The following is an 18,818-nucleotide window of genomic DNA, read 5'->3' as shown; positions in this document are numbered from 1 at the left end:
CCTAATTCTTTCACCGGTGCTGATCAGATTCTTTCACCGGTGCTGATGAATGGAACGATCACGGTCATGGCGAACAGATATCCCATCGGGCTCATCGACGGCGACGGGATCGGCCCGGAGATCGTTCCTGCGGCGGCGCGGGTGGTTGAACAGGCGCTGACCAGCGTAGGACGCTCGGTCGACTGGGTGTCGCTCGAGATCGGGCGCGCGTCCATCGAGAAAAACGGCACGGCGATCCCCACGGCCACCCTGGCCGCTCTCGACGATCTGGACCTCTGGATCCTCGGACCACACGACTCGGCGGGCTACCCACCGGAGCATCGCACCGGGCTGACGCCGGGTGGGGTGATCCGCAAACGCTACGACCTCTACGCGAACATTCGTCCCGCCTTGGCGCATGTCGGGGTGAGCGCCGTCAACCCTGATCTCGACCTCGTCATCGTGCGGGAGAACAGCGAGGGGCTGTACGCCGACCGGAACATGGCCCGCGGCACGGGGGAGTTCATGCCCACCCCCGACGTCGCGCTCTCGGTCGGCGTGATCACCCGCACAGCCACGGAACGAATCGCGGTGTCCGCGTTCGAGCTTGCGCGCTCCCGCCGCAAGCACGTCACCATCGTCCACAAGGCGAACGTCCTGTCGATGACCACAGGGTTGTTCCGCGACGTCTGCCTCGAGGTCGCGGAACGTTATCCCGACGTGCGGGTCGACGACGAACACGTCGACGCCATGGCCGCGCATCTGGTGCGTCGAGGCCGGCAGTTCGATATCGTCGTCACCGAGAACCTGTTCGGCGACATCCTCTCGGACCTGGCAGCTGAACTGGCCGGGTCTCTGGGCATTGCGGCGTCGATCAACACCTCGGCCACCAAGGCGATGGCGCAAGCGGCCCACGGTGCCGCACCCGACATCGCCGGTCGCGGGGTCGCGAATCCTGTCGGCATCATCGGATCGGCCGCGATGCTGCTCGAGTGGCAGGCGCTGCGGAGCGGGGACGAGGCGCTGGTTACTGCGGCCGGCAACATCCGCGGCGGGATCGGCGCGGCATTGGCCGCCGGGATCGCGACCGCCGACCTGGGCGGAACCGCCACCACCGACGGTTTCACCGGCGCGGTGCTCAGTGCGCTGGAAGACCCCGAGCGCTAATCTGCCAACGAACATTGACATGACGAGGGGGCACGGGTGACCGAACGAGAAGATGTGGTTTTCGCGTCCGGGCAGGGGAGTGCGCGGGCACAGTGCGCAGCATGGCTGTACCGGCCGGCGGGCGGCCTTTCCGGGCGCACGCCGCTCATCGTGCTGGCGCATGGTCTCGGGGCGGTGCGCACCATGCGTCTCGACGCGTATGCCGAGCGATTCGTGGCAGCCGGATATGGGGCGCTCGTCTTCGACTACCGGCACTTCGGCGACAGTGAGGGTTCCCCCAGTCAGCTGCTGAGTATCGGGAGGCAACGCCAGGATTGGCACGCGGCGATCGCCTACGCGCGCACGCTCGACGGCATCGACCCGGACAAGATCTGCATATTCGGGACATCCTTCGGCGGTGGGCACGTACTCGCCGTCGCCGCCGATGACGCCCGGTTGGCCGCCGTCATATCGCAGTGCCCGTTCACCGAAGGCCCCGCCTCAGCGCTCACCCTCGGGCCTCGCGCGACCATCGGGGTCACCCTTGCCGCCGTCCGTGACCTGGTGGCAGCAGCACGTGGGCGGGACCCGGTGCTCGTACCCCTCGCCGGTGATCCCGGTGAGACGGCGCTGATGAATGCCCCGGACGTCGTCGACGGCTACCTCGGACTGGTTCCCGAGTCCGAGACCATCGTCAACGGCGTCGCCGCACGGGTCGGTCTTGCCATCCCGTTGGCGCGACCGGGACGTGCGGTGAAGAAGATCTCGGCGCCGGTGCTGTTCTGTGTCTGTGACACCGACACCGTCGCACCCCCCCGGTCCGACATTGAAATATGCCGCCACGGCCCCGAACGGCACCGTCCGGCGGTATCCGTTCGGACACTTCGACATCTACGTCGGCCAGGCCTTCGAACTGGCCATCGCTGATCAGATCGAGTTCCTGCACCGCGAGGTGTCTGTCTGACCCTTCGGAGGGGCTAGGTGGGCTTGCGCGTGCAGAAGATCGCTGTACCAGGGAAGTAGTGACCACGGAGCGGGCTCCATTGGCCCCACTCGCGGTCGAAACCCTCGGGCCACTCGGGTTCGATGAGGTCGTCGAGGATCAGGCCGGCGGCACGGATCTCCCTGATCCGGTCGCCGAGGGTGCGGTGGTGCTCGACGTAACTGACCGTCCCGTCGTCCTCGGTTTCGACGTAGGGCGTGCGGTCGAAGTACGGCAGGATCACTGTCAAACCCGTGGGCCCGGGGTCGTCGGGGAAGGCCCACCGCATCGGGTGATTGACCGAGAACACCCAGCGACCTCCCGGCCGTAGTACCCGGGCCACCTCGCTTATCACCCGTGCCGAGTCGGAGACGAATGGCACCGCACCGAACGCCGAGCACGCGAGGTCGAAGACCTCGTCGCCGAACGGGAGGTCCTCCGCTCCGGCTTGCACCAATCCGGGCTGCGGCCCACCCCGCGCCATCGCCTGCTGGCCGCGCCGGAGCATCTCCCGAGACAGGTCCAATCCGACCGCATGTGCGCCGTGTCCGCTGAGCCACCGACTGCATGGCGCGGAGCCGCATCCGATCTCCAATACGGCCTTGCCTGCGACGTCACCGAGCAGTTCGACATCGTCTTCGCGCAGCCCTTCAGGGCACCACACGAAGTCTCCGTCGACGCTGTCGGCGCCGAGGAAGTCGCCGTGCGAACCGTGGTAAGAGTCGGCGTCGGCGTCCCACCAGCGACGATTCGCCGAAACGCTGGTTTTCGAGTCGACGCCCGAGCGCAGATACGGGTACGACACGGAGGTATTTGCCCAGTCCAGCGGGGCTGGCGTATCCTCAGACACGCGCGTGCCTGAGCTCGCGTGGTTCTTCATGCCGGTCACTCATCTGTGGCCCCTGTTGATCCCGCATTACTGTCCCTACAACCCAACCTGTCCGGAGCCATCTAACATATGCCGTCCACGACCATTACCTCACCACAAGTAGCCGTTAACGATATCGGCTCGGCTGAGGATTTTCTTGCCGCCATCGATGCCACTATCAAGTACTTCAATGATGGCGACATCGTCGAGGGCACCATCGTCAAGGTTGACCGCGACGAAGTGCTGCTCGACATCGGTTACAAAACCGAGGGAGTGATCCCGTCCCGCGAACTGTCCATCAAGCACGATGTCGACCCCAGCGAGGTTGTCAGCGTCGGCGATGAGGTGGAAGCACTCGTCCTCACCAAGGAGGACAAAGAGGGTCGGTTGATCCTGTCCAAGAAGCGCGCTCAGTACGAGCGTGCGTGGGGCACCATCGAAGAGCTCAAGGAAAAGGACGAGGCCGTCAAGGGCACCGTCATCGAGGTCGTCAAGGGCGGCCTGATCCTGGACATCGGTCTGCGCGGATTCCTCCCCGCATCGCTGGTGGAGATGCGTCGCGTGCGCGATCTGCAGCCGTACATCGGCAAGGAGATCGAAGCCAAGATCATCGAGCTCGACAAGAACCGCAACAACGTCGTGCTCTCGCGTCGTGCGTGGCTCGAGCAGACCCAGTCCGAGGTGCGTAGCGAGTTCCTGCACCAGCTCCAGAAGGGCCAGGTCCGCAAGGGCGTCGTGTCCTCGATCGTCAACTTCGGCGCATTCGTCGATCTCGGCGGCGTCGACGGTCTGGTGCACGTCTCCGAGCTGTCTTGGAAGCACATCGATCACCCCTCCGAGGTTGTCGCCGTGGGCGACGAGGTCACTGTCGAGGTCCTCGACGTCGATCTGGACCGCGAGCGCGTGTCGTTGTCGCTCAAGGCCACTCAGGAAGATCCGTGGCGCCAGTTCGCTCGTACCCACGCCATCGGCCAGATCGTGCCCGGCAAGGTCACGAAGCTGGTTCCGTTCGGTGCATTCGTGCGGGTCGAAGAGGGCATCGAAGGCCTCGTCCACATCTCGGAGCTGGCCGAGCGCCACGTCGAGGTGCCGGATCAGGTTGTCGCCGTCGGTGACGACGCGATGGTCAAGGTCATCGACATCGACCTCGAGCGTCGCCGGATCTCGCTGAGCCTCAAGCAGGCCAACGAGGACTACACCGAAGAGTTCGATCCGTCGAAGTACGGCATGGCCGACAGCTACGACGAGCAGGGCAACTACATCTTCCCCGAGGGCTTCGATCCCGAGACCAACGAATGGCTCGACGGATTCGAGAAGCAGCGGGAAGCGTGGGAGTCTCGCTACGCCGAAGCCGAGCGTCGCCACAAGATGCACACCGCCCAGATGGAGAAGTTCGCAGCTGCCGCCGAGGCCGCTGCCAACGCTCCGACCGATTACTCGTCGGATTCCGCTGACAAGGGTGGTGACGACGCCGCCACCGCGACGTCCTCGTCGTCTTCGTCCGCTCCGAAGAGTGGTGGATCGCTTGCCAGTGACGAGCAGCTCGCTGCTCTGCGCGAGAAGCTGTCCGGCAACGCCTGATAGACATCTAGACAACGAAACGCCCTCCGCCGCAAGGTGGGGGGCGTTTTGTTGTCACTGATGTGCTCCCCGGTGCAAGCCATGCACGTATGGCTTTTTGACAATGATTGTCGTTAACTACGACAATTCCGACGTGAACATCAAACGTGGGCTGCAAGCCCTTTCTCTTCTAGCGGTCGGTACGGTCCTGGTGGCCGGCTGCGGTTCCAGTGGCGATGGCGGAGATTCGTCGGCCGGTTCGACTTCGGTCGGTTCGAGTTCTGCAGGGCCGGATTCGAAAGGCGTAGAACAGGAGTCGGCTCACCCGCGCCTGGCGGTGAGCTACGACGGAGGCGTCGCCGTGCTCGACGCCACGACGCTGGATCAGGTCGCCACCCTGCCGGCCGAGGGCTTCATTCGGCTCAACCCCGCCGGTGACGGTCGGCACGTATTCGTCTCCGAATCAGAGGGATTCCGGGCGCTGGACCTCGGAACGTGGAGCCGGTCTCACGGGGACCACGACCACTACTACACTGCAGAGCCGGCGCTGACGGACATCCGTTTCGGTGGTGAGGAGCCGGGACACGTTGTGGTGCATGATGATCGGACCACCCTCTTCTCCGACGGCACCGGCGAGATCGACATCGTCGAGCTGGCGGAACTGCTGCGGGGCAAAGGCGTTGCCACCAGCCACAAGGTGGAGCCGCACCACGGCGTCGCGGTTGCGCGTGAAGACGGGACCACTGTGGTCTCTGTCGGCAATGAGGAGGAGCGTACCGGGGTGCAGATTCTCGATGCCGACTTCCAGCAGATCGCAGCCAACGATCAGTGTCCGAACCTGCACGGCGAAGCTGCCGTCGCCAATGGCGTGCTCGCGTTCGGCTGCACCGACGGCATCCTGATCGTCCGTGGCAACGAAATCACCAAGGTCCAAAGCCCAGATGTGTACGGCCGCATCGGCAATCAGGCCGGTTCCGAGGCCTCGCCTGTGGTGCTCGGCGACTACAAGGTCGACAAGGACGCCGAGTTGGAACGTCCCACCCGCGTGAGCCTCACCAACACCGATACCGGCGAGCTGAAGTTGGTCGAACTCGGGACCAGCTACACATTCCGCTCGCTTCAGCGGGGTCCGCAGGGCGAAGCTCTGGTCCTCGGTACAGACGGTGCCATCCACGTGATCGATCCGATCGCCGGGACGGTCACCAATAAGATCGCCGTCATCGGAGAGTGGACGGAGCCAGAGGATTGGCAGGAAGCGCGACCGGCTCTGTTCGTCGAGGATTCGACCGCCTACGTGAGCGATCCCGCGAACAAGAAGCTGTTCGCTGTCGATCTCGGGTCGGGAGCTGTGTCCAAGGAGACCACGGTCGACTTCACGCCGAACGAACTGACCGGCGTCACCGGCTGACAGCAGTGAACGGGGTCCTCGCGCGCACCCTGCGGGGTGCGCGCGAGAACCCGTCTGTGACACTCATCTCGTGATCCGAGTAGGCCTGACCGGTGGTATCGGCGCCGGGAAATCGACAGTCGCACGCACGCTGACCGAGCGGGGCGCGTACCTCATCGACGCGGACGTGATCGCCCGCGAGGTGGTCGCGCCAGGAACCGACGGGTTGGCGCAGCTCGTCGCGGCCTTCGGCGAGGACATTCTCCAATCAGACGGTGCGCTGGACAGGACGGCGCTGGCCGCGAAAGCGTTTGTCGACGACGAACAGCGCAAGAAACTCAACGGGATCACCCACCCGCTCGTCGGCGCACGGGCGTTCGAGTTGCTGGAAGCGGCGCCCGCCGACGCGATCGTGCTGCAGGACATCCCGCTGCTCGTCGAGAACGGCAGTGCACCCTTCTTTCATCTCGTGGTGATCGTGCACGCCGACGAGGACGTACGACTGGCCCGCCTGACCGGCCAGCGCGGTATGCCGGAAGACGACGCTCGGGCGCGCATCAAGTCGCAGGCGAGTGTTGAAGATCGGCGGGCCGTGGCCGACGTCTGGCTCGACAACAGCGGAACCCCGGACGATCTCGCGGCCCTCGCCGCCGCGCTGTGGGACGAACGGCTCGTGCCCTACGAGGGAAACCTCCGCAATCGTATCTGCGCACCCCAACCGTCCGACGAGGTCGATGTGCGCCCGGAATGGACGCTGCAAGCAATCAGGCTGACCAACCGGTTACGGGTGATCGGCGGGGACAAGATCGCTGATGTCGTCCATATCGGACCGACCGCGGCAGCGGAAGGCCCGGCGCCGGACGTGCTCGAGTTCGAGGTCCGGTTGGCGGACGGAAAGACGCCCGCGGACGTGACCGAGCTACTCGCCGACGGCGGCTTTCCCGAGCGCAGCGCGGGAGTCCACGCCAACGCAGATCCAGGCCGAGCGGTCACCATCTCCGTCACCTGACCCCACTATCGGAGGTCCCAGGTGAGGGCTGCGCCTTCGGAGGCGAGCCACGCCTGGACGTCGTTGCCGTGAGACGCTGACCCGACCATGGTGCGGGTGGCGATGTGGACCGCGGCCTCGGCCTGGTCGTGGGGGAGTAACCAGGCGGCGTGGGCGTCGAACAGTTCGTCGACGTCTTCGAGTTCGAGCCCTCGTCCCGGCCGGTCGATCAAGTCGAGATACCAGTCCTCCGAGTGCCAGCGTCCGTCGGCGTCGGGGCCGGTGAACCTGCCGATGTCGAGGTAGAGGTGCTGGTCCCGTTCGTGCCCGGGCCGGTAGTGGAAGATGGTGGCCCGTAGTCCGAAGGCGGGGAGCAGCCACGATTGCAGGCGGTCGAACTCGTGATGGTCGGCGAACCGGTCCATGTAGAGCCCGAAATCGGTGGTCCGGTAGGTCTCGACCTGGCGCACGAACCCCTTCGGATCGGTGTTGGTCTTCGCCGGTACGTCGAAGGTCTCGTGTTTGGGTGGGTGCAGCGCCGCCATCGCGACAACCTATCCCGGGACGGGCGTTCGCTGTCGGCGCACGCGCGATGTCGGAGGTCGCGTTTACTCTGGCTGTATGGCTTTTGCAGCAGAACATCCGATCGTCGCGCATTCGGAATTCCGGCCGGTGGGGGACATCGAACGGACGGGTGCCGACTTCCAGGTGATCAGTGATCACCAACCCGCGGGCGACCAGCCGACCGCGATCGCGGACCTCGAGAGGCGTCTGCGTGAAGGTGAGAAAGACATCGTCCTGCTCGGCGCCACCGGCACGGGTAAGTCCGCGACCACGGCCTGGTTGATCGAGAAGGTCCAGCGGCCCACCCTGGTGATGGCGCCGAACAAGACCCTGGCCGCCCAGCTCGCGAACGAACTGCGAGACATGTTGCCCAACAACGCCGTCGAGTACTTCGTCTCGTACTACGACTACTACCAGCCCGAGGCGTACATCGCGCAGACGGACACCTACATCGAGAAGGACTCGTCGATCAACGACGACGTCGAGCGTCTGCGGCACTCGGCGACGTCGAGCCTGCTGTCGCGGCGCGACGTCGTGGTGGTGGCGTCGGTGTCGTGCATCTACGGCCTCGGTACCCCGCAGTCGTATCTGGACCGCTCGGTGAACCTCGAGGTCGGCCAGGAGGTCGACCGCGACGCGCTGCTGCGGTTGCTGGTCGATGTCCAGTACTCCCGCAACGACGTCAGCTTCACCCGCGGAAGCTTCCGGGTACGCGGCGACACCGTCGAGATCATCCCGTCGTACGAGGAGCTCGCGGTGCGGATCGAGTTCTTCGGCGACGAGATCGAGGCGCTCTATTACCTGCACCCGCTCACCGGCGACGTCGTGCGTCAGGTGCAGGAGCTGCGCATCTTCCCGGCCACCCACTACGTCGCAGGTCCGGAGCGCATGGAGAGGGCGATCGAGTCGATCGAGGCGGAGCTCGAAGCGCGCCTCGCCGACCTCGAGGGCAAAGGCAAGTTGCTCGAGGCGCAGCGGCTGCGGATGCGGACGACCTACGACCTCGAGATGATGCGCCAGGTCGGATTCTGCTCCGGCATCGAGAACTATTCGCGGCACATCGACGGCCGCGGGCCCGGAACCGCGCCGGCGACACTGATCGACTACTTCCCTGATGACTTCTTGATGGTGATCGACGAATCCCATGTGACGGTTCCGCAGATCGGCGCCATGTACGAGGGTGACATGTCGCGTAAACGCAACCTGGTCGACTTCGGTTTCCGGCTGCCGTCCGCCGTGGACAACCGGCCGCTGACGTGGAGCGAGTTCGTCGACCGGATCGGTCAGACCGTCTACCTGTCGGCGACACCCGGCAAGTACGAGCTGGGTCAATCGAACGGTGAGTTCGTCGAGCAGGTCATCCGGCCGACCGGTCTCGTCGATCCGCAGGTCATCGTCAAACCGACCAAGGGGCAGATAGACGACCTGATCCACGAGATCCGCGAGCGGACGGCGAAGGATGAACGCATCCTCGTGACCACACTCACGAAGAAGATGTCGGAGGACCTCACCGACTACCTGCTCGAGCTCGGTATCCGCGTGCGGTATCTCCACTCGGAAGTCGATACGCTGCGGCGCGTTGAACTCCTGCGCCAACTTCGTACGGGCGAGTACGACGTCCTGGTCGGAATCAACTTGCTGCGTGAGGGTTTGGACCTTCCGGAGGTGTCGCTGGTCGCCATCCTGGACGCCGACAAGGAGGGTTTCCTGCGCAGCACCACCAGCTTGATCCAGACCATCGGCCGTGCGGCTCGTAACGTATCCGGTGAAGTGCACATGTACGCCGACAAGATCACCGATTCGATGCGCAATGCGATCGACGAGACCGACAGGCGGCGCGAGAAGCAGGTCGCCTACAACAAGAAGATGGGCGTCGATCCGCAACCGCTGCGCAAGAAGATCGCCGACATCCTCGACCAGGTCTACGAAGAAGCCGAGGACAACGCGGTGGCCGTCGGCGGCTCGGGGCGCAATTCCAGTCGTGGTCGACGCGCGCAGGGCGAACCGGGTCGAGCATCGGGTTCCGCTGGGGTATTGGACGGCAGGGACGTGTCGGCGATGCCGCGCGCAGATCTCGCCGACCTCATCGGTTCCCTGACCGACCAGATGATGAATGCGGCCCGAGACTTGCAGTTCGAACTCGCAGGGCGACTGCGCGACGAGATCGCCGACCTGAAGAAGGAGCTGCGCGGGATGGACGCCGCCGGTATCCGGTAGGCAAAAGTATGTGTGACCGGCGTGACCATCAACTCAACGTCGCTGGTCAGCGTAGTGGTCCGACGGCGCGTCGCCGGATACCGAGTAATCGAACGCGCGTTACGGGATACCCTCTCGGAGGAAGACGACGCCGGAGGGCGGAGCTCTATCGCAAGTGCTCGCACACAGGTGTGAGCCAGCTGCCAGAACAGACACACTTATGGAGGAATGGATGAGCGCATACCAGACCGTCGTTGTGGGAACCGATGGTTCTGAATCGTCGATGAAGGCCGTGGAGAAGGCGGGGGCCATCAGCGGTGATTCGGCGAAGTTGATCATTGCCTGCGCCTACTTTCCGACCGATGACCGCGACGTTTCCGCAGTTTCGGACGTGCTGAAAGAAGAGGCGTATCAGGTTCACGGATCCGCGCCCACCGAAGAGATCTTGCGGACCGCCAAGGAAAGGGCAGTAGCTGCCGGCGGTGGGAACATCGAGACCCGCCCCGTGGTCGGGTCGCCGGTGGACGCACTGCTGAACCTCGTCGCCGACAGCAAGGCGGGTCTGCTCGTCGTCGGCAACAAGGGCCTGAACTCCATCGCCGGCCGACTGCTGGGTTCGGTCCCGGCGGACGTCGCCCGCAAGTCGAAGTGCGATGTCCTGATCGTTCACACGGTCTGAGCGCGAACCCGTAAGGGCTCGGGCAGCTCAGCACTGTGCACGATGGCCAGTTGCTGAGTTGCCCGGGTCAGCGCCACGTAGAGATCACCCCAGCCGCGCTGTGATTGCGCGACGATCTGGGCCGGCTCTATGACGACAGTCCGGTCGAATTCCAGACCTTTGCATTGCGCGACCGTCAGAATCGACAGTTCCGGCGTCACGTCTGCGTCCGCGCCGCGGGCGCGGATCTGTTCGACCAGGGCGTCGGGAGCGATGATGGCGGTGATCCCGTCCAGCTCCTCGTCGGCCAGTCGCAGGGCAGCGGAAACGAGGCCATCGGCCGAGGTGTGCTCGAAGGTCGGCGGCCTGCCGCTGGTGCGAATCGACGTCGGTGCGGACATCGTCGGGTCGATCTGCTCGAGGATCGGCGCTGCGACTTCCATGATCTCCCGCGGCGTGCGGTAATTGACCGTCAACTCGAACTTGCGCCAACGCTTCGCCACGTACGGCGTCAGAACTGCGTCCCACGACGTGGTGCCCGCCGGGTCGCCGGTCTGCGCCGTATCGCCGATCACCGTCATCCAGCGATTCGGTATGCGCCGCATGATCATTCGCCAAGCCATCGCGGAGAGCTCCTGGGCTTCGTCGACGATGACATGGCCGAACGTCCAGGTGCGGTCGCTGTAAGCCCGTTCGGCCGTGGTCAGTGCGACCCGGTTCGTCTGACGGGCGGCGAGTTGTTCGGCGTCGATGAGGTCGTACGCCATCAGGATCTCCGGGTCCAGCTCGTCTTCGAGATCCTGTGGGGCAGAGCCGGTCAGGATGTCGAGTGCGTCCTGGGCATCCGAGAGTTTCTGCCGCCACTGCGCGCGCTCGCGCTCCTCATCCCCGTCGTCGTCCACGCCGATGATCTCGGCGAGCTCGTCGAGTAGCGGCGCATCGGCGGCACTGAACTGGTTGCGCTCGTCGCGCAGTACCGCCGTGCGGTCGGCGGCAGACCAGTTCGGTGTCGCGGAAGCGATCCGATCGGGGGAGGTCAGCAGATCGGACAGCACCACCTGCGGTGACAATTGCGGCCAGAAGTGGGACAGCGCGGCGACGATCTGCGGATCGGCCTTCATCTCGTCACGGATGTCGGCGATGTCTTTGTTGCTCAACAGCTGTGAGCCGTCGAGCAGGCTGGAACCGATGCGATCGGCGTGCTGCTGCGCGAGAGAATCGAACGCGGAACGCAAGAAGATCGACCTGGCGTGGTTGTGCGGGCGCCTCGACGATCGGGCCCGGCCGCGGGCACGCTGAATCAGTTTGCTGCTGATGGTCAGCTGATATCCATCGAACTTGAGGTGGATGGGGGATTGCGGCAGTTCTTGGCGGTCCCGCACCGCGCGCCCCAGCACCTCGACGATGTCGAGACTCCCCTTGAGGGTGGCAGCGGCCGAATTGTCGGTCAGCTGCGCGCGAACGCCGGGATACATGTCGCCGACGGTGGACAGCAGCACACCGCTCTCGCCGAGCGACGGCAACACCTGCCCGATGTAGTTCAGGAAGGTCGTGTTGGGTCCCACAATGAGAACGCCGCTGCGAGCGAGGGTTTCGCGGTAGGTATAGAGCAGATACGCCGCCCGGTGCAGTGCGACGGCCGTCTTTCCGGTACCAGGACCGCCCTGCACCACCAGGACCCCACGGTGGGTGGACCGGATGATCTCGTCCTGCTCGCGCTGGATCGTCTCGACGATGTCCGTCATCTGCCCGGTCCGGGCGGCGTTGAGCGCGGTGATGAGCGCAGATTCATTGACCACGTCACCGTGCCCGGTGCTGTCGGCATCGGTCAGCTCTGCGACGTCGAGACGCTCCTCGTTGACCGCCGTGATCGTGCGGTTGCGAGTGCGAACGTGACTTCGGGTACTGACACCTTCCGGCGAGGCCGGGGTCGCGAGGTAGAACGGCCGGCTCATCGGGGCACGCCAGTCGAGCAGCAGAGTGCTGTCCTGATCGTCGTCGTCGAGGATGCCGATGCGACCGATGCGGCGGACTTCGTCATCCTCGAGATCGAGGCGCCCGAAGTACAGGTTGTGTTCCGCCGAATCGAACTTGGTCAGATCGTCGGTGTACAGCCGCTCGTAGGACTCTCGCTCCGATCGGGCCTGGGGCGTCCCACCGGTGTTCCGCAACGCAGACGACAGCCGTGACTGCGTATTGCGTCGCATCCGATCAAGCCGGCCATACACCCGGTCGAGATGTTCTTGTTCGGCCTCGAACACGGTCCTCCTCGATAGCTGCCGCGCGGGTGGTGATGACTGCGCCCTCGGCTCTGGTTTTCCAACAAGCAAAAATTAGTGCCAAAGGTTAACGCGGTGGGCGGGGAAAACGTTCCCCGCCCACCGCGTTGGTCAGACAATTCTAGCCGTGCCGCACGATTCAGGCGTCGAGGTCGGAGGCCACGAGCTTGACGATGGTATCGAGGGCGCCCTGATCTTCGCTCTCGACGGTGACCTCGGTGCCGGCCGTGGCACCCAGGGTCATGATGAGCAGCGCCGAGCCGGCGTCTACCGGCTCGCCGCCCGCGACAGCCAGCGTCACGGGGGCTCCGGCGTCGGCAACGGCCTCCGCGATCACTGCTGCTGGGCGGGCGTGCAGTCCGACGGATGATCCGACAACAACATTGGTGCTTGGCATTTCGATTCTCCTAGTTGGTTGAGCTTGAACGTGATGTGACGGGACGTCAGGCGGCGGCGAGGACCTTGTCCTCCGAGGCGACCTTGGCCTTGGGCTTGATCAGTTGTTTGGCAGCGACGACACAGAGTGCCGCCACGGCAGTGCCTGCTGCAAGTGCGAGGAAGAACCAGACGATCCCGCCGATCGCGAACGAGACGAAGATCCCGCCGTGCGGTGCGCTGAGTGTGACGTCGAACGCCATGATCAGGCCGCCGGTGACCGCGCCGCCCGCCATCATCGACGGGATGACCCGAAGAGGATCAGCCGCAGCGAACGGGATGGCCCCTTCGGAGATGAAGGATGCACCCAGAAGCCAGGCCGCCTTGCCGTTCTCGCGTTCGGCCGGGGTGAACAGCTTTGGCCGGATCGTCGACGCCAACGCCATGGCCAGCGGCGGAACCATACCGGCCGCCATCACGGCCGCCATGATCCGCAGGGATGCCTCGTCGGTGACGGACAGTCCGGCGACGGCGAACGCATAGGCAGCCTTGTTGACCGGCCCACCGAGGTCGAAGCACATCATCAGGCCGAGGATGACGCCGAGCAGGATGACAGACGAACCGGTGAGTCCGTTGAGCCAGTCGGTGAGTCCATCGGTGATCGCGGCCAGAGGCTTGCCGAGCACGATGAACATGAGCAGACCGACCACCAAGGATGCGAACAGCGGGATGACCACCACGGGCATCAGGCCGCGTGCCCACTGCGGAACGCCGATCCGGCCGATCCACAGTGCCGCGAAGCCGGCGATGAGACCACCGACGAGCCCGCCGAGGAAGCCGGCGCCGACGAACACGGCCACTGCACCCGCGGTGAAACCTGGTGCGAGGCCTGGTCTGTCAGCGATCGCAAAAGCGATGTAACCGGCCAGTGCAGGTACCAGGAATCCAAAGGCGAGGGAGCCCAGCTGGAACAGCACCGCTCCGAGGTAGGTCTTCAGGCCGCCGTCGGGAAGGGCGAAGATCGAGTTGTCGAGCGTGATCGTCTCTGCCTTGTCCGAGATCTCGTAGCCGGCGAGGAGGAAGCCGAGTGCGATGAGCAGGCCGCCTGCGGCGACGAACGGAATCATGTAGCTCACACCGGTCAGCAGGATCTGCCGGAGCCGGGTGCCCCAGCCGACGTCGCCGGAGGACGAGCTTCCCGAGTCCGCCACCGCATCGCCGGCCACCTTTGCCGCGCTGGGGTCGAGTCCGGCGCGCAGCGCTTCGGTGATCATCGCGTCGGGTTCGTTGATGGCCCGCTTGACGCCGGAGGCGACGACGGGTTTCCCCGCGAAACGCTCCTTGCCCTTGACGCCGACGTCGGTCGCGAAGATGACCGCACCTGCGGCCGCGATCGTCTCGGCCGGCAGGGGTGTGCTGCCCGACGAGCCCTGGGTCTCGACATGGACGGTCACGCCGGCGCGCTCACCGGCGGCAACCAGGGAGTCCGCTGCCATGTACGTGTGCGCGATACCGGTCGGGCACGCGGTGACCGCCACGATCGTCTTGTTGGGAGCAGAGTGGGAATCGTCCTGGGCGGGGGCGGAAGGCGGGGCTTCTGTCGGCGCGGCCGGGGTCTTCTTGGTCGGTGCCGCAGGCTTCAGCACATCTTCGACCAGTGCGACCACGTCGTTCGGCGTGGCGGCAGCGCGCAGCGATGCCACGAACTCGGGCTTGACCAACGCTCGGGCCAGGCTCGAGAGCAGCTTCATGTGCTCGGCGCCTGCACCGTCGGGTGCGGCGATGAGGAAGACCAGGTCCGCGGGGCCGTCGGGGGCGCCGAAGTCGACCTTGGGACTGAGCCGCGCGAATCCGAGGGATGCCGCGGCGATGGAGGCATCACGGCAATGCGGGATGGCGATTCCTCCGGGTAGGCCTGTGGCCGACTGGGCTTCCCGGGCCAGGGCCGCAGCCTTGAGCGCCGAGGCGTCGTTGGAACGGCCGTCGGCGGCGAGGCGCGACGCGAGTGCGTCGATCACCGCTTCTTTGCTGTCGCCCAGATCTGCGTCGAGCGCAATCAGTTGCGGGCTGATGATCGCCGGCGCCGAGCCGGTGCTGATCGTCGGATTGGACATTGCGATTTCCCTTTTTCTTTGGTGATCCGAAGCTGGCGGTTGCGGATCTGAAGCTGTCGAGTGGGTGGCGGGGCCGGCCATCAGTGGTTGCCGATGAGCGGGGTGAGGGCTGTGACGGTCACGGCCTCGGGATTGGTGTGGTGCGGACTGGGCAGCGCCGTGCCCGGCAGCGCAGCAGCGGCACTTCCATAGGCGACCGCTCTCGCGAGGCGGTCGGCCGGTCCGGCGTTCTCCAGATCGGCGAGTAGATATCCGGCCAACGACGAATCGCCGGCGCCGACCGTGCTGCGAGGCGCGATCGGAGGTGTGGTGGCATACCAGGAGCCCTCGTCGGTGACGAGTACCGCGCCGGCGGCGCCGAGCGTGGCGAGCACGGCTCGCGGTCCGCCCCCGTCGATGAGGGACCGTGCCGCGCGAGCCGTCGGCAGCGGGTCACCCTGCTCGGCGGCCGCCTCGAGCGCGAGACCGTCGACCCCGGTGAGCTGCCCGAGTTCTTCGGCGTTGGGTTTGATCAGATCAGGTGCGGCAACAGAGAATTCGGCGGCGAGGGCGAGTAGCGGGGCATCGGAGGTGTCGACCGCGATCTGCGCAGTTCCCGAGCGCAACGTCGCGACGAGTTCGGCGTACCAGCGGTCGGGCACACCGGGCGGCAACGACCCGGACAGGACGACCCAGGCCGCGGTAAAGGCGAGATCTTGCAGGCAGGTCGTCAAAGCGCTGATCGACTCCGGGGGCAGCGTGGCTCCGGGTTCGTTGATCTTGGTGGTCGTTCCGTCCGGCTCGGTGACAGTGAGGTTCACGCGTGCCGCGCCGGGGTAGGCGATACCGCGATGATCGATGCCGGCTTCGGAGAGTGCGACGAGGATCGGTTCGCCCTGATTACCGGGAAGCACTGCGGTGGAGGGTTTCCCGGCTGAGGTGATGACCCGTGCGACGTTGACGCCCTTGCCGCCCGGATGGGTCGTCGCGCCGGTGGCGCGGTGGACGGCGCCGCGCCGGAGCGGTTCGGTGAGGCTGACCGTGCGGTCGATGCTCGGGTTGGCAGTGAGGGTGATGATCATGCGGTCACGACCTCGATGTCGTTGTCGGTGAGTTCTTTACGATCGCGGTCGGCGATGGCAGCGTCGGTGACGAGCACGTCGATGCGGTCGATGGGGGCGAAGCTGATCAGGTCTTCTCGGCCGACTTTCGACGAATCGGCAACCACGACAACACGATGCGCACTTTCGACCATGGCCCTCTTGACGGCTGCCTCGTCGCTGTCGGGGGTGGACAGGCCATGCCGGAGACTGATGCCGTTGGTTCCGACGAAGGCGACGTCGAGACGCATGGAGCGCAGTGCCCGGATGGCGTCGTCGCCGACCACGGCCTGGGTGATGCCGCGGACCCGGCCGCCGAGGAGATGCAGTCGCGTCCCGCCGAGTCCGGCGACGCGTGCGGCGACCGGGATCGAGTTGGTGACGACCACGAGGTCGCTGTCGGTGGCCAGATGTGCGGCCAGCCGTGCGGTAGTGGTGCCGGCGTCGACGAACACGCTCCCACCGACCGAGGGCAGCTGATCGATGGCTGCCTTACCGATGCGCTCTTTCTCGGCCGTGTAGGCGTGCTCGCGTTCGTCGGTTCCGAGCTCGATGGTCGTGAACGCCGATGCGGGGACTGCGCCGCCGTGCACCCGGCGGATGACACCGGAGCGGTCCAACGTGGCGAGATCGCGGCGCACCGTCTCGGTGGTGACCCCGTACAGCTCGGACAGATCCGCGACCGACATGCGGCCCTTCTGCGCAATCAGTGCGGCCATTTCCTGCTGCCGCTCCTCTGCGTACATACTGTCCTCCAATGTGGGGCTGTGTTGATTCGCTACGTTGCTTTATGTTGTTTTATGCCCGTTCGTATTGCTTTGTCAAGGATTTTAGGTAATCTGTGTCACAGGGTCAGATATGAGTGGTCGTACGCACATCACTCTCAGGGATCGTTCAAGGAGGTCGTATGACTACATCCACGCTGGTGGAGAGCCCACGAGGAGTGCTGCAGGGCACTCCTGTGGTTCCGGGAGTGGTGGCCGGGCCGGCGATTGTGCCCGCGCCCCGCGTCCAACCGCAGATAAATACAGATGTGGTGCCCGAGGAGGGTCGCGACGCCGAACTGCAAGCCTTCCGGTCCGCGAGCGCCGCCGTCGCCAAGCGGCTGCAGGACCGTGCAGCCGTGTCCAGTGGTTCGGCATCAGAGGTGCTCGCCGCGAACGCCGCGATGGCGGCTGACCGTGGCTGGCTCGGCGCCGCTGAAAAGCTCATCACTACTGGTAGCTCTGCCACCTCGGCCGCACTGGCCGCCACCGAACAGTTCGCCACCCTCTTCACCAAGCTCGGCGGGTTGATGGCCGAACGGGTGACCGACCTCCGCGACGTCCGTGACCGGGTGCTGGCCGAGCTCGTCGGCGCGCCCGAGCCCGGGATCCCGGTGCCCGAGGTGCCGTCGATCCTGCTCACCGACGATCTCGCGCCCGCCGACACCGCAGGCCTCGACCCCGCGATGATCGTCGGACTGGCGACCTCACTCGGAGGGCCGACCAGCCACACCGCGATCATCGCCCGGCAGCTGGGGATTCCCTGTGTCGTCGCGGTCGCGGGTCTGGAAGCCGTCGAGACCGGTACCCCGGTGATGCTCGACGGCGAGGCCGGTGAACTGACTGTCTCGCCCGATCCGCAGGCCGCTGCCGAGGCCGTCGCGCGGTATCGCGTGACGGCGGAGCGAACTGCTGCCTGGACGGGTCCGGGCGCGACGTCCGACGGCCATCGGGTGGATGTGCTCGCCAACGTGCAGGACGGCGCCGGTGCGCGGGTCGCTGCCGGGACCGCGGCCGGTGGTGTCGGACTCTTCCGCACCGAGCTCTGTTTCCTGGACCGGGAGACCGAACCGACCGTTCCGGAGCAGGCGGCCATCTATCGCCAGGTGCTGGATGCGTTCCCCGAGAAGAAGATGGTGATCAGGACCCTCGATGCGGGTTCGGACAAGCCGCTGCGGTTCGCGGAGCACCCGGATGAGGCCAATCCGGCTCTGGGCGTGCGAGGAATTCGTATCGCTGCGAAAGACAGCGGGATTCTGGATCGGCAGCTCGACGCGATCGTCGATGCTGCAGAGGGGCTGGAAAGTGCGCCCTGGGTGATGGCGCCGATGATTGCGACGGCAGCCGAGGCGAGGTGGTTTGCCGGAAAGGTGCGCGAGCGAGGCCTGGTCCCGGGCGTGATGATCGAGGTCCCCGCTGCGGCACTGTTGGCCGAGCGAATCCTCGAACATGTCGACTTCTTGTCCGTGGGCACCAACGACCTCGCGCAGTACACGATGGCGGCGGACCGGATGTCGGCCGAACTGGCCGAATTGACCGACCCTTGGCAGCCCGCAGTGCTCTCGCTCGTGGCAAGGACCGCTGCAGCAGGTGCGGCGGTGAACAAGCCCGTCGGGGTCTGCGGCGAGGCGGCGGCCGACCCGCTGCTGGCCTGCGTCCTGGTCGGCTTCGGGATCACGTCCCTGTCGGCAGCGGCATCGGCGGTCGCCGGCGTCGGTGCGAAGCTCGAATCGGTGACCCTCGACGACTGTAAGCGCGCGGCGGCAGCGGTCTTGGAGACCTCTGATCCGACAAGTGCGCGAGCAGTCGCCCGGACCGAACTGGGCTGAACTACTCGCGCACTGGTCGAAACAACTACAGGTCGAACGGATCGACCCAG

Annotated in this window: 15 protein-coding genes; 8 read left to right on the top strand and 7 right to left on the bottom strand. The window is 65.6% G+C overall.

Going from position 1 to position 18,818, the window contains the following annotated elements:
* Positions 1-66: 66 nt before the first annotated feature.
* Positions 67-1,146 carry an isocitrate/isopropylmalate family dehydrogenase gene (locus BFL43_RS08975; protein ID WP_143695203.1) on the top strand — a complete coding sequence of 360 codons (1,080 nt, stop codon included), beginning with the start codon at positions 67-69 and terminating at the stop codon, positions 1,144-1,146.
* 36 nt (positions 1,147-1,182) lie between these two features.
* Entirely contained in the window at positions 1,183-2,052 is an 870-nt protein-coding gene (locus BFL43_RS08970; RefSeq protein WP_240498153.1) for an alpha/beta fold hydrolase, read from the top strand.
* Between the two features lie 50 nt (positions 2,053-2,102).
* Here the strand turns inward: BFL43_RS08970 and BFL43_RS08965 are convergent, their stop codons facing one another.
* On the bottom strand, positions 2,103-2,912 hold the full coding sequence (locus BFL43_RS08965) for a class I SAM-dependent methyltransferase (protein WP_240498154.1): 810 nt from the start codon (positions 2,910-2,912) through the stop codon (positions 2,103-2,105).
* A 153-nt stretch (positions 2,913-3,065) separates the two neighbouring features.
* Here BFL43_RS08965 and rpsA point away from each other — a divergent pair, with 153 nt between their 5' ends.
* The 3 genes from rpsA to coaE all read left to right on the top strand — a co-directional run bounded on the left by rpsA (position 3,066) and on the right by coaE (position 6,931).
* On the top strand, positions 3,066-4,556 hold the full coding sequence (rpsA, locus tag BFL43_RS08960) for a 30S ribosomal protein S1 (protein ID WP_084892215.1): 1,491 nt from the start codon (positions 3,066-3,068) through the stop codon (positions 4,554-4,556).
* 133 nt (positions 4,557-4,689) lie between these two features.
* On the top strand, positions 4,690-5,943 hold the full coding sequence (aztD, locus tag BFL43_RS08955) for a zinc metallochaperone AztD (protein ID WP_240498152.1): 1,254 nt from the start codon (positions 4,690-4,692) through the stop codon (positions 5,941-5,943).
* Between the two features lie 70 nt (positions 5,944-6,013).
* Positions 6,014-6,931 (top strand): dephospho-CoA kinase, encoded by a 918-nt coding sequence (gene coaE, locus BFL43_RS08950; RefSeq protein WP_084892213.1) that lies wholly within the window; start codon positions 6,014-6,016, stop codon positions 6,929-6,931.
* A gap of 5 nt (positions 6,932-6,936) precedes the next feature.
* Here coaE and BFL43_RS08945 read toward each other — a convergent pair whose 3' ends face one another.
* Positions 6,937-7,455: a DUF402 domain-containing protein gene (locus tag BFL43_RS08945; protein WP_084892212.1), complete on the bottom strand. Its 519-nt coding sequence runs from the start codon at positions 7,453-7,455 to the stop codon at positions 6,937-6,939.
* A gap of 76 nt (positions 7,456-7,531) precedes the next feature.
* Between BFL43_RS08945 and uvrB the strand changes: the two genes are divergently transcribed.
* Positions 7,532-9,691, top strand: coding sequence for an excinuclease ABC subunit UvrB (gene uvrB / locus BFL43_RS08940; protein WP_084892211.1), 2,160 nt, complete (start codon positions 7,532-7,534; stop codon positions 9,689-9,691).
* Positions 9,692-9,902: 211 nt separating this feature from the next.
* The gene (locus tag BFL43_RS08935) at positions 9,903-10,349 is read left to right on the top strand and encodes a universal stress protein (protein WP_084835914.1); all 447 of its coding nucleotides are present in this window, start codon (positions 9,903-9,905) and stop codon (positions 10,347-10,349) included.
* Here BFL43_RS08935 and BFL43_RS08930 read toward each other — a convergent pair.
* The 5 genes from BFL43_RS08930 to BFL43_RS08910 all read right to left on the bottom strand — a co-directional run bounded on the left by BFL43_RS08930 (position 10,337) and on the right by BFL43_RS08910 (position 16,921).
* Positions 10,337-12,535, bottom strand: a complete 2,199-nt coding sequence (locus BFL43_RS08930; protein ID WP_168176580.1) for a PhoH family protein — start codon at positions 12,533-12,535, stop codon at positions 10,337-10,339. The two genes, BFL43_RS08935 and BFL43_RS08930, sit on opposite strands and share 13 nt — an antisense overlap.
* Positions 12,536-12,746: 211 nt before the next feature.
* Complete coding sequence (locus BFL43_RS08925) at positions 12,747-13,004, bottom strand: HPr family phosphocarrier protein (RefSeq protein WP_084892209.1); 258 nt, start codon at positions 13,002-13,004, stop codon at positions 12,747-12,749.
* A 46-nt stretch (positions 13,005-13,050) separates the two neighbouring features.
* Positions 13,051-15,096, bottom strand: coding sequence for a fructose-specific PTS transporter subunit EIIC (locus BFL43_RS08920; RefSeq protein ID WP_084892208.1), 2,046 nt, complete (start codon positions 15,094-15,096; stop codon positions 13,051-13,053).
* Positions 15,097-15,176: 80 nt separating this feature from the next.
* Complete coding sequence (locus tag BFL43_RS08915) at positions 15,177-16,157, bottom strand: 1-phosphofructokinase family hexose kinase (RefSeq protein ID WP_084892207.1); 981 nt, start codon at positions 16,155-16,157, stop codon at positions 15,177-15,179.
* A complete protein-coding gene (locus tag BFL43_RS08910) occupies positions 16,154-16,921 on the bottom strand; it encodes a DeoR/GlpR family DNA-binding transcription regulator (RefSeq protein ID WP_084892206.1) in 768 nt (255 codons plus the stop codon). Before BFL43_RS08910 ends, BFL43_RS08915 begins: the two co-directional genes overlap by 4 nt.
* 161 nt (positions 16,922-17,082) lie before the next feature.
* On the opposite strand from BFL43_RS08910, the gene BFL43_RS08905 reads away from it, so the two are divergent.
* Complete coding sequence (locus tag BFL43_RS08905; protein ID WP_084892205.1) at positions 17,083-18,768, top strand: putative PEP-binding protein; 1,686 nt, start codon at positions 17,083-17,085, stop codon at positions 18,766-18,768.
* Positions 18,769-18,818 lie beyond the last annotated feature (50 nt).

It is taken from the genome of Williamsia sp. 1135 (genome assembly GCF_002095395.1).
Taxonomy (GTDB): domain Bacteria; phylum Actinomycetota; class Actinomycetes; order Mycobacteriales; family Mycobacteriaceae; genus Williamsia.
This window is presented reverse-complemented; position numbering and strand designations above follow the sequence as displayed.

Bases quoted from the DNA above. Each gene is read 5' to 3' on its own strand.
- BFL43_RS08930 (WP_168176580.1), bottom strand. From the start codon at position 12,535: ATGCGACGCAATACGCAGTCACGGCTGTCGTCTGCGTTGCGGAACACC.
- BFL43_RS08925 (WP_084892209.1), bottom strand. From the start codon at position 13,004: ATGCCAAGCACCAATGTTGTTGTCGGATCATCCGTCGGACTGCACGCC.
- BFL43_RS08905 (WP_084892205.1), top strand. From the start codon at position 17,083: ATGACTACATCCACGCTGGTGGAGAGCCCACGAGGAGTGCTGCAGGGC.
- BFL43_RS08910 (WP_084892206.1), bottom strand. From the start codon at position 16,921: ATGTACGCAGAGGAGCGGCAGCAGGAAATGGCCGCACTGATTGCGCAG.
- BFL43_RS08915 (WP_084892207.1), bottom strand. From the start codon at position 16,157: ATGATCATCACCCTCACTGCCAACCCGAGCATCGACCGCACGGTCAGC.
- BFL43_RS08975 (WP_143695203.1), top strand. From the start codon at position 67: ATGGCGAACAGATATCCCATCGGGCTCATCGACGGCGACGGGATCGGC.
- BFL43_RS08920 (WP_084892208.1), bottom strand. From the start codon at position 15,096: ATGTCCAATCCGACGATCAGCACCGGCTCGGCGCCGGCGATCATCAGC.
- rpsA (WP_084892215.1), top strand. From the start codon at position 3,066: ATGCCGTCCACGACCATTACCTCACCACAAGTAGCCGTTAACGATATC.
- BFL43_RS08935 (WP_084835914.1), top strand. From the start codon at position 9,903: ATGAGCGCATACCAGACCGTCGTTGTGGGAACCGATGGTTCTGAATCG.
- BFL43_RS08945 (WP_084892212.1), bottom strand. From the start codon at position 7,455: ATGGCGGCGCTGCACCCACCCAAACACGAGACCTTCGACGTACCGGCG.
- uvrB (WP_084892211.1), top strand. From the start codon at position 7,532: ATGGCTTTTGCAGCAGAACATCCGATCGTCGCGCATTCGGAATTCCGG.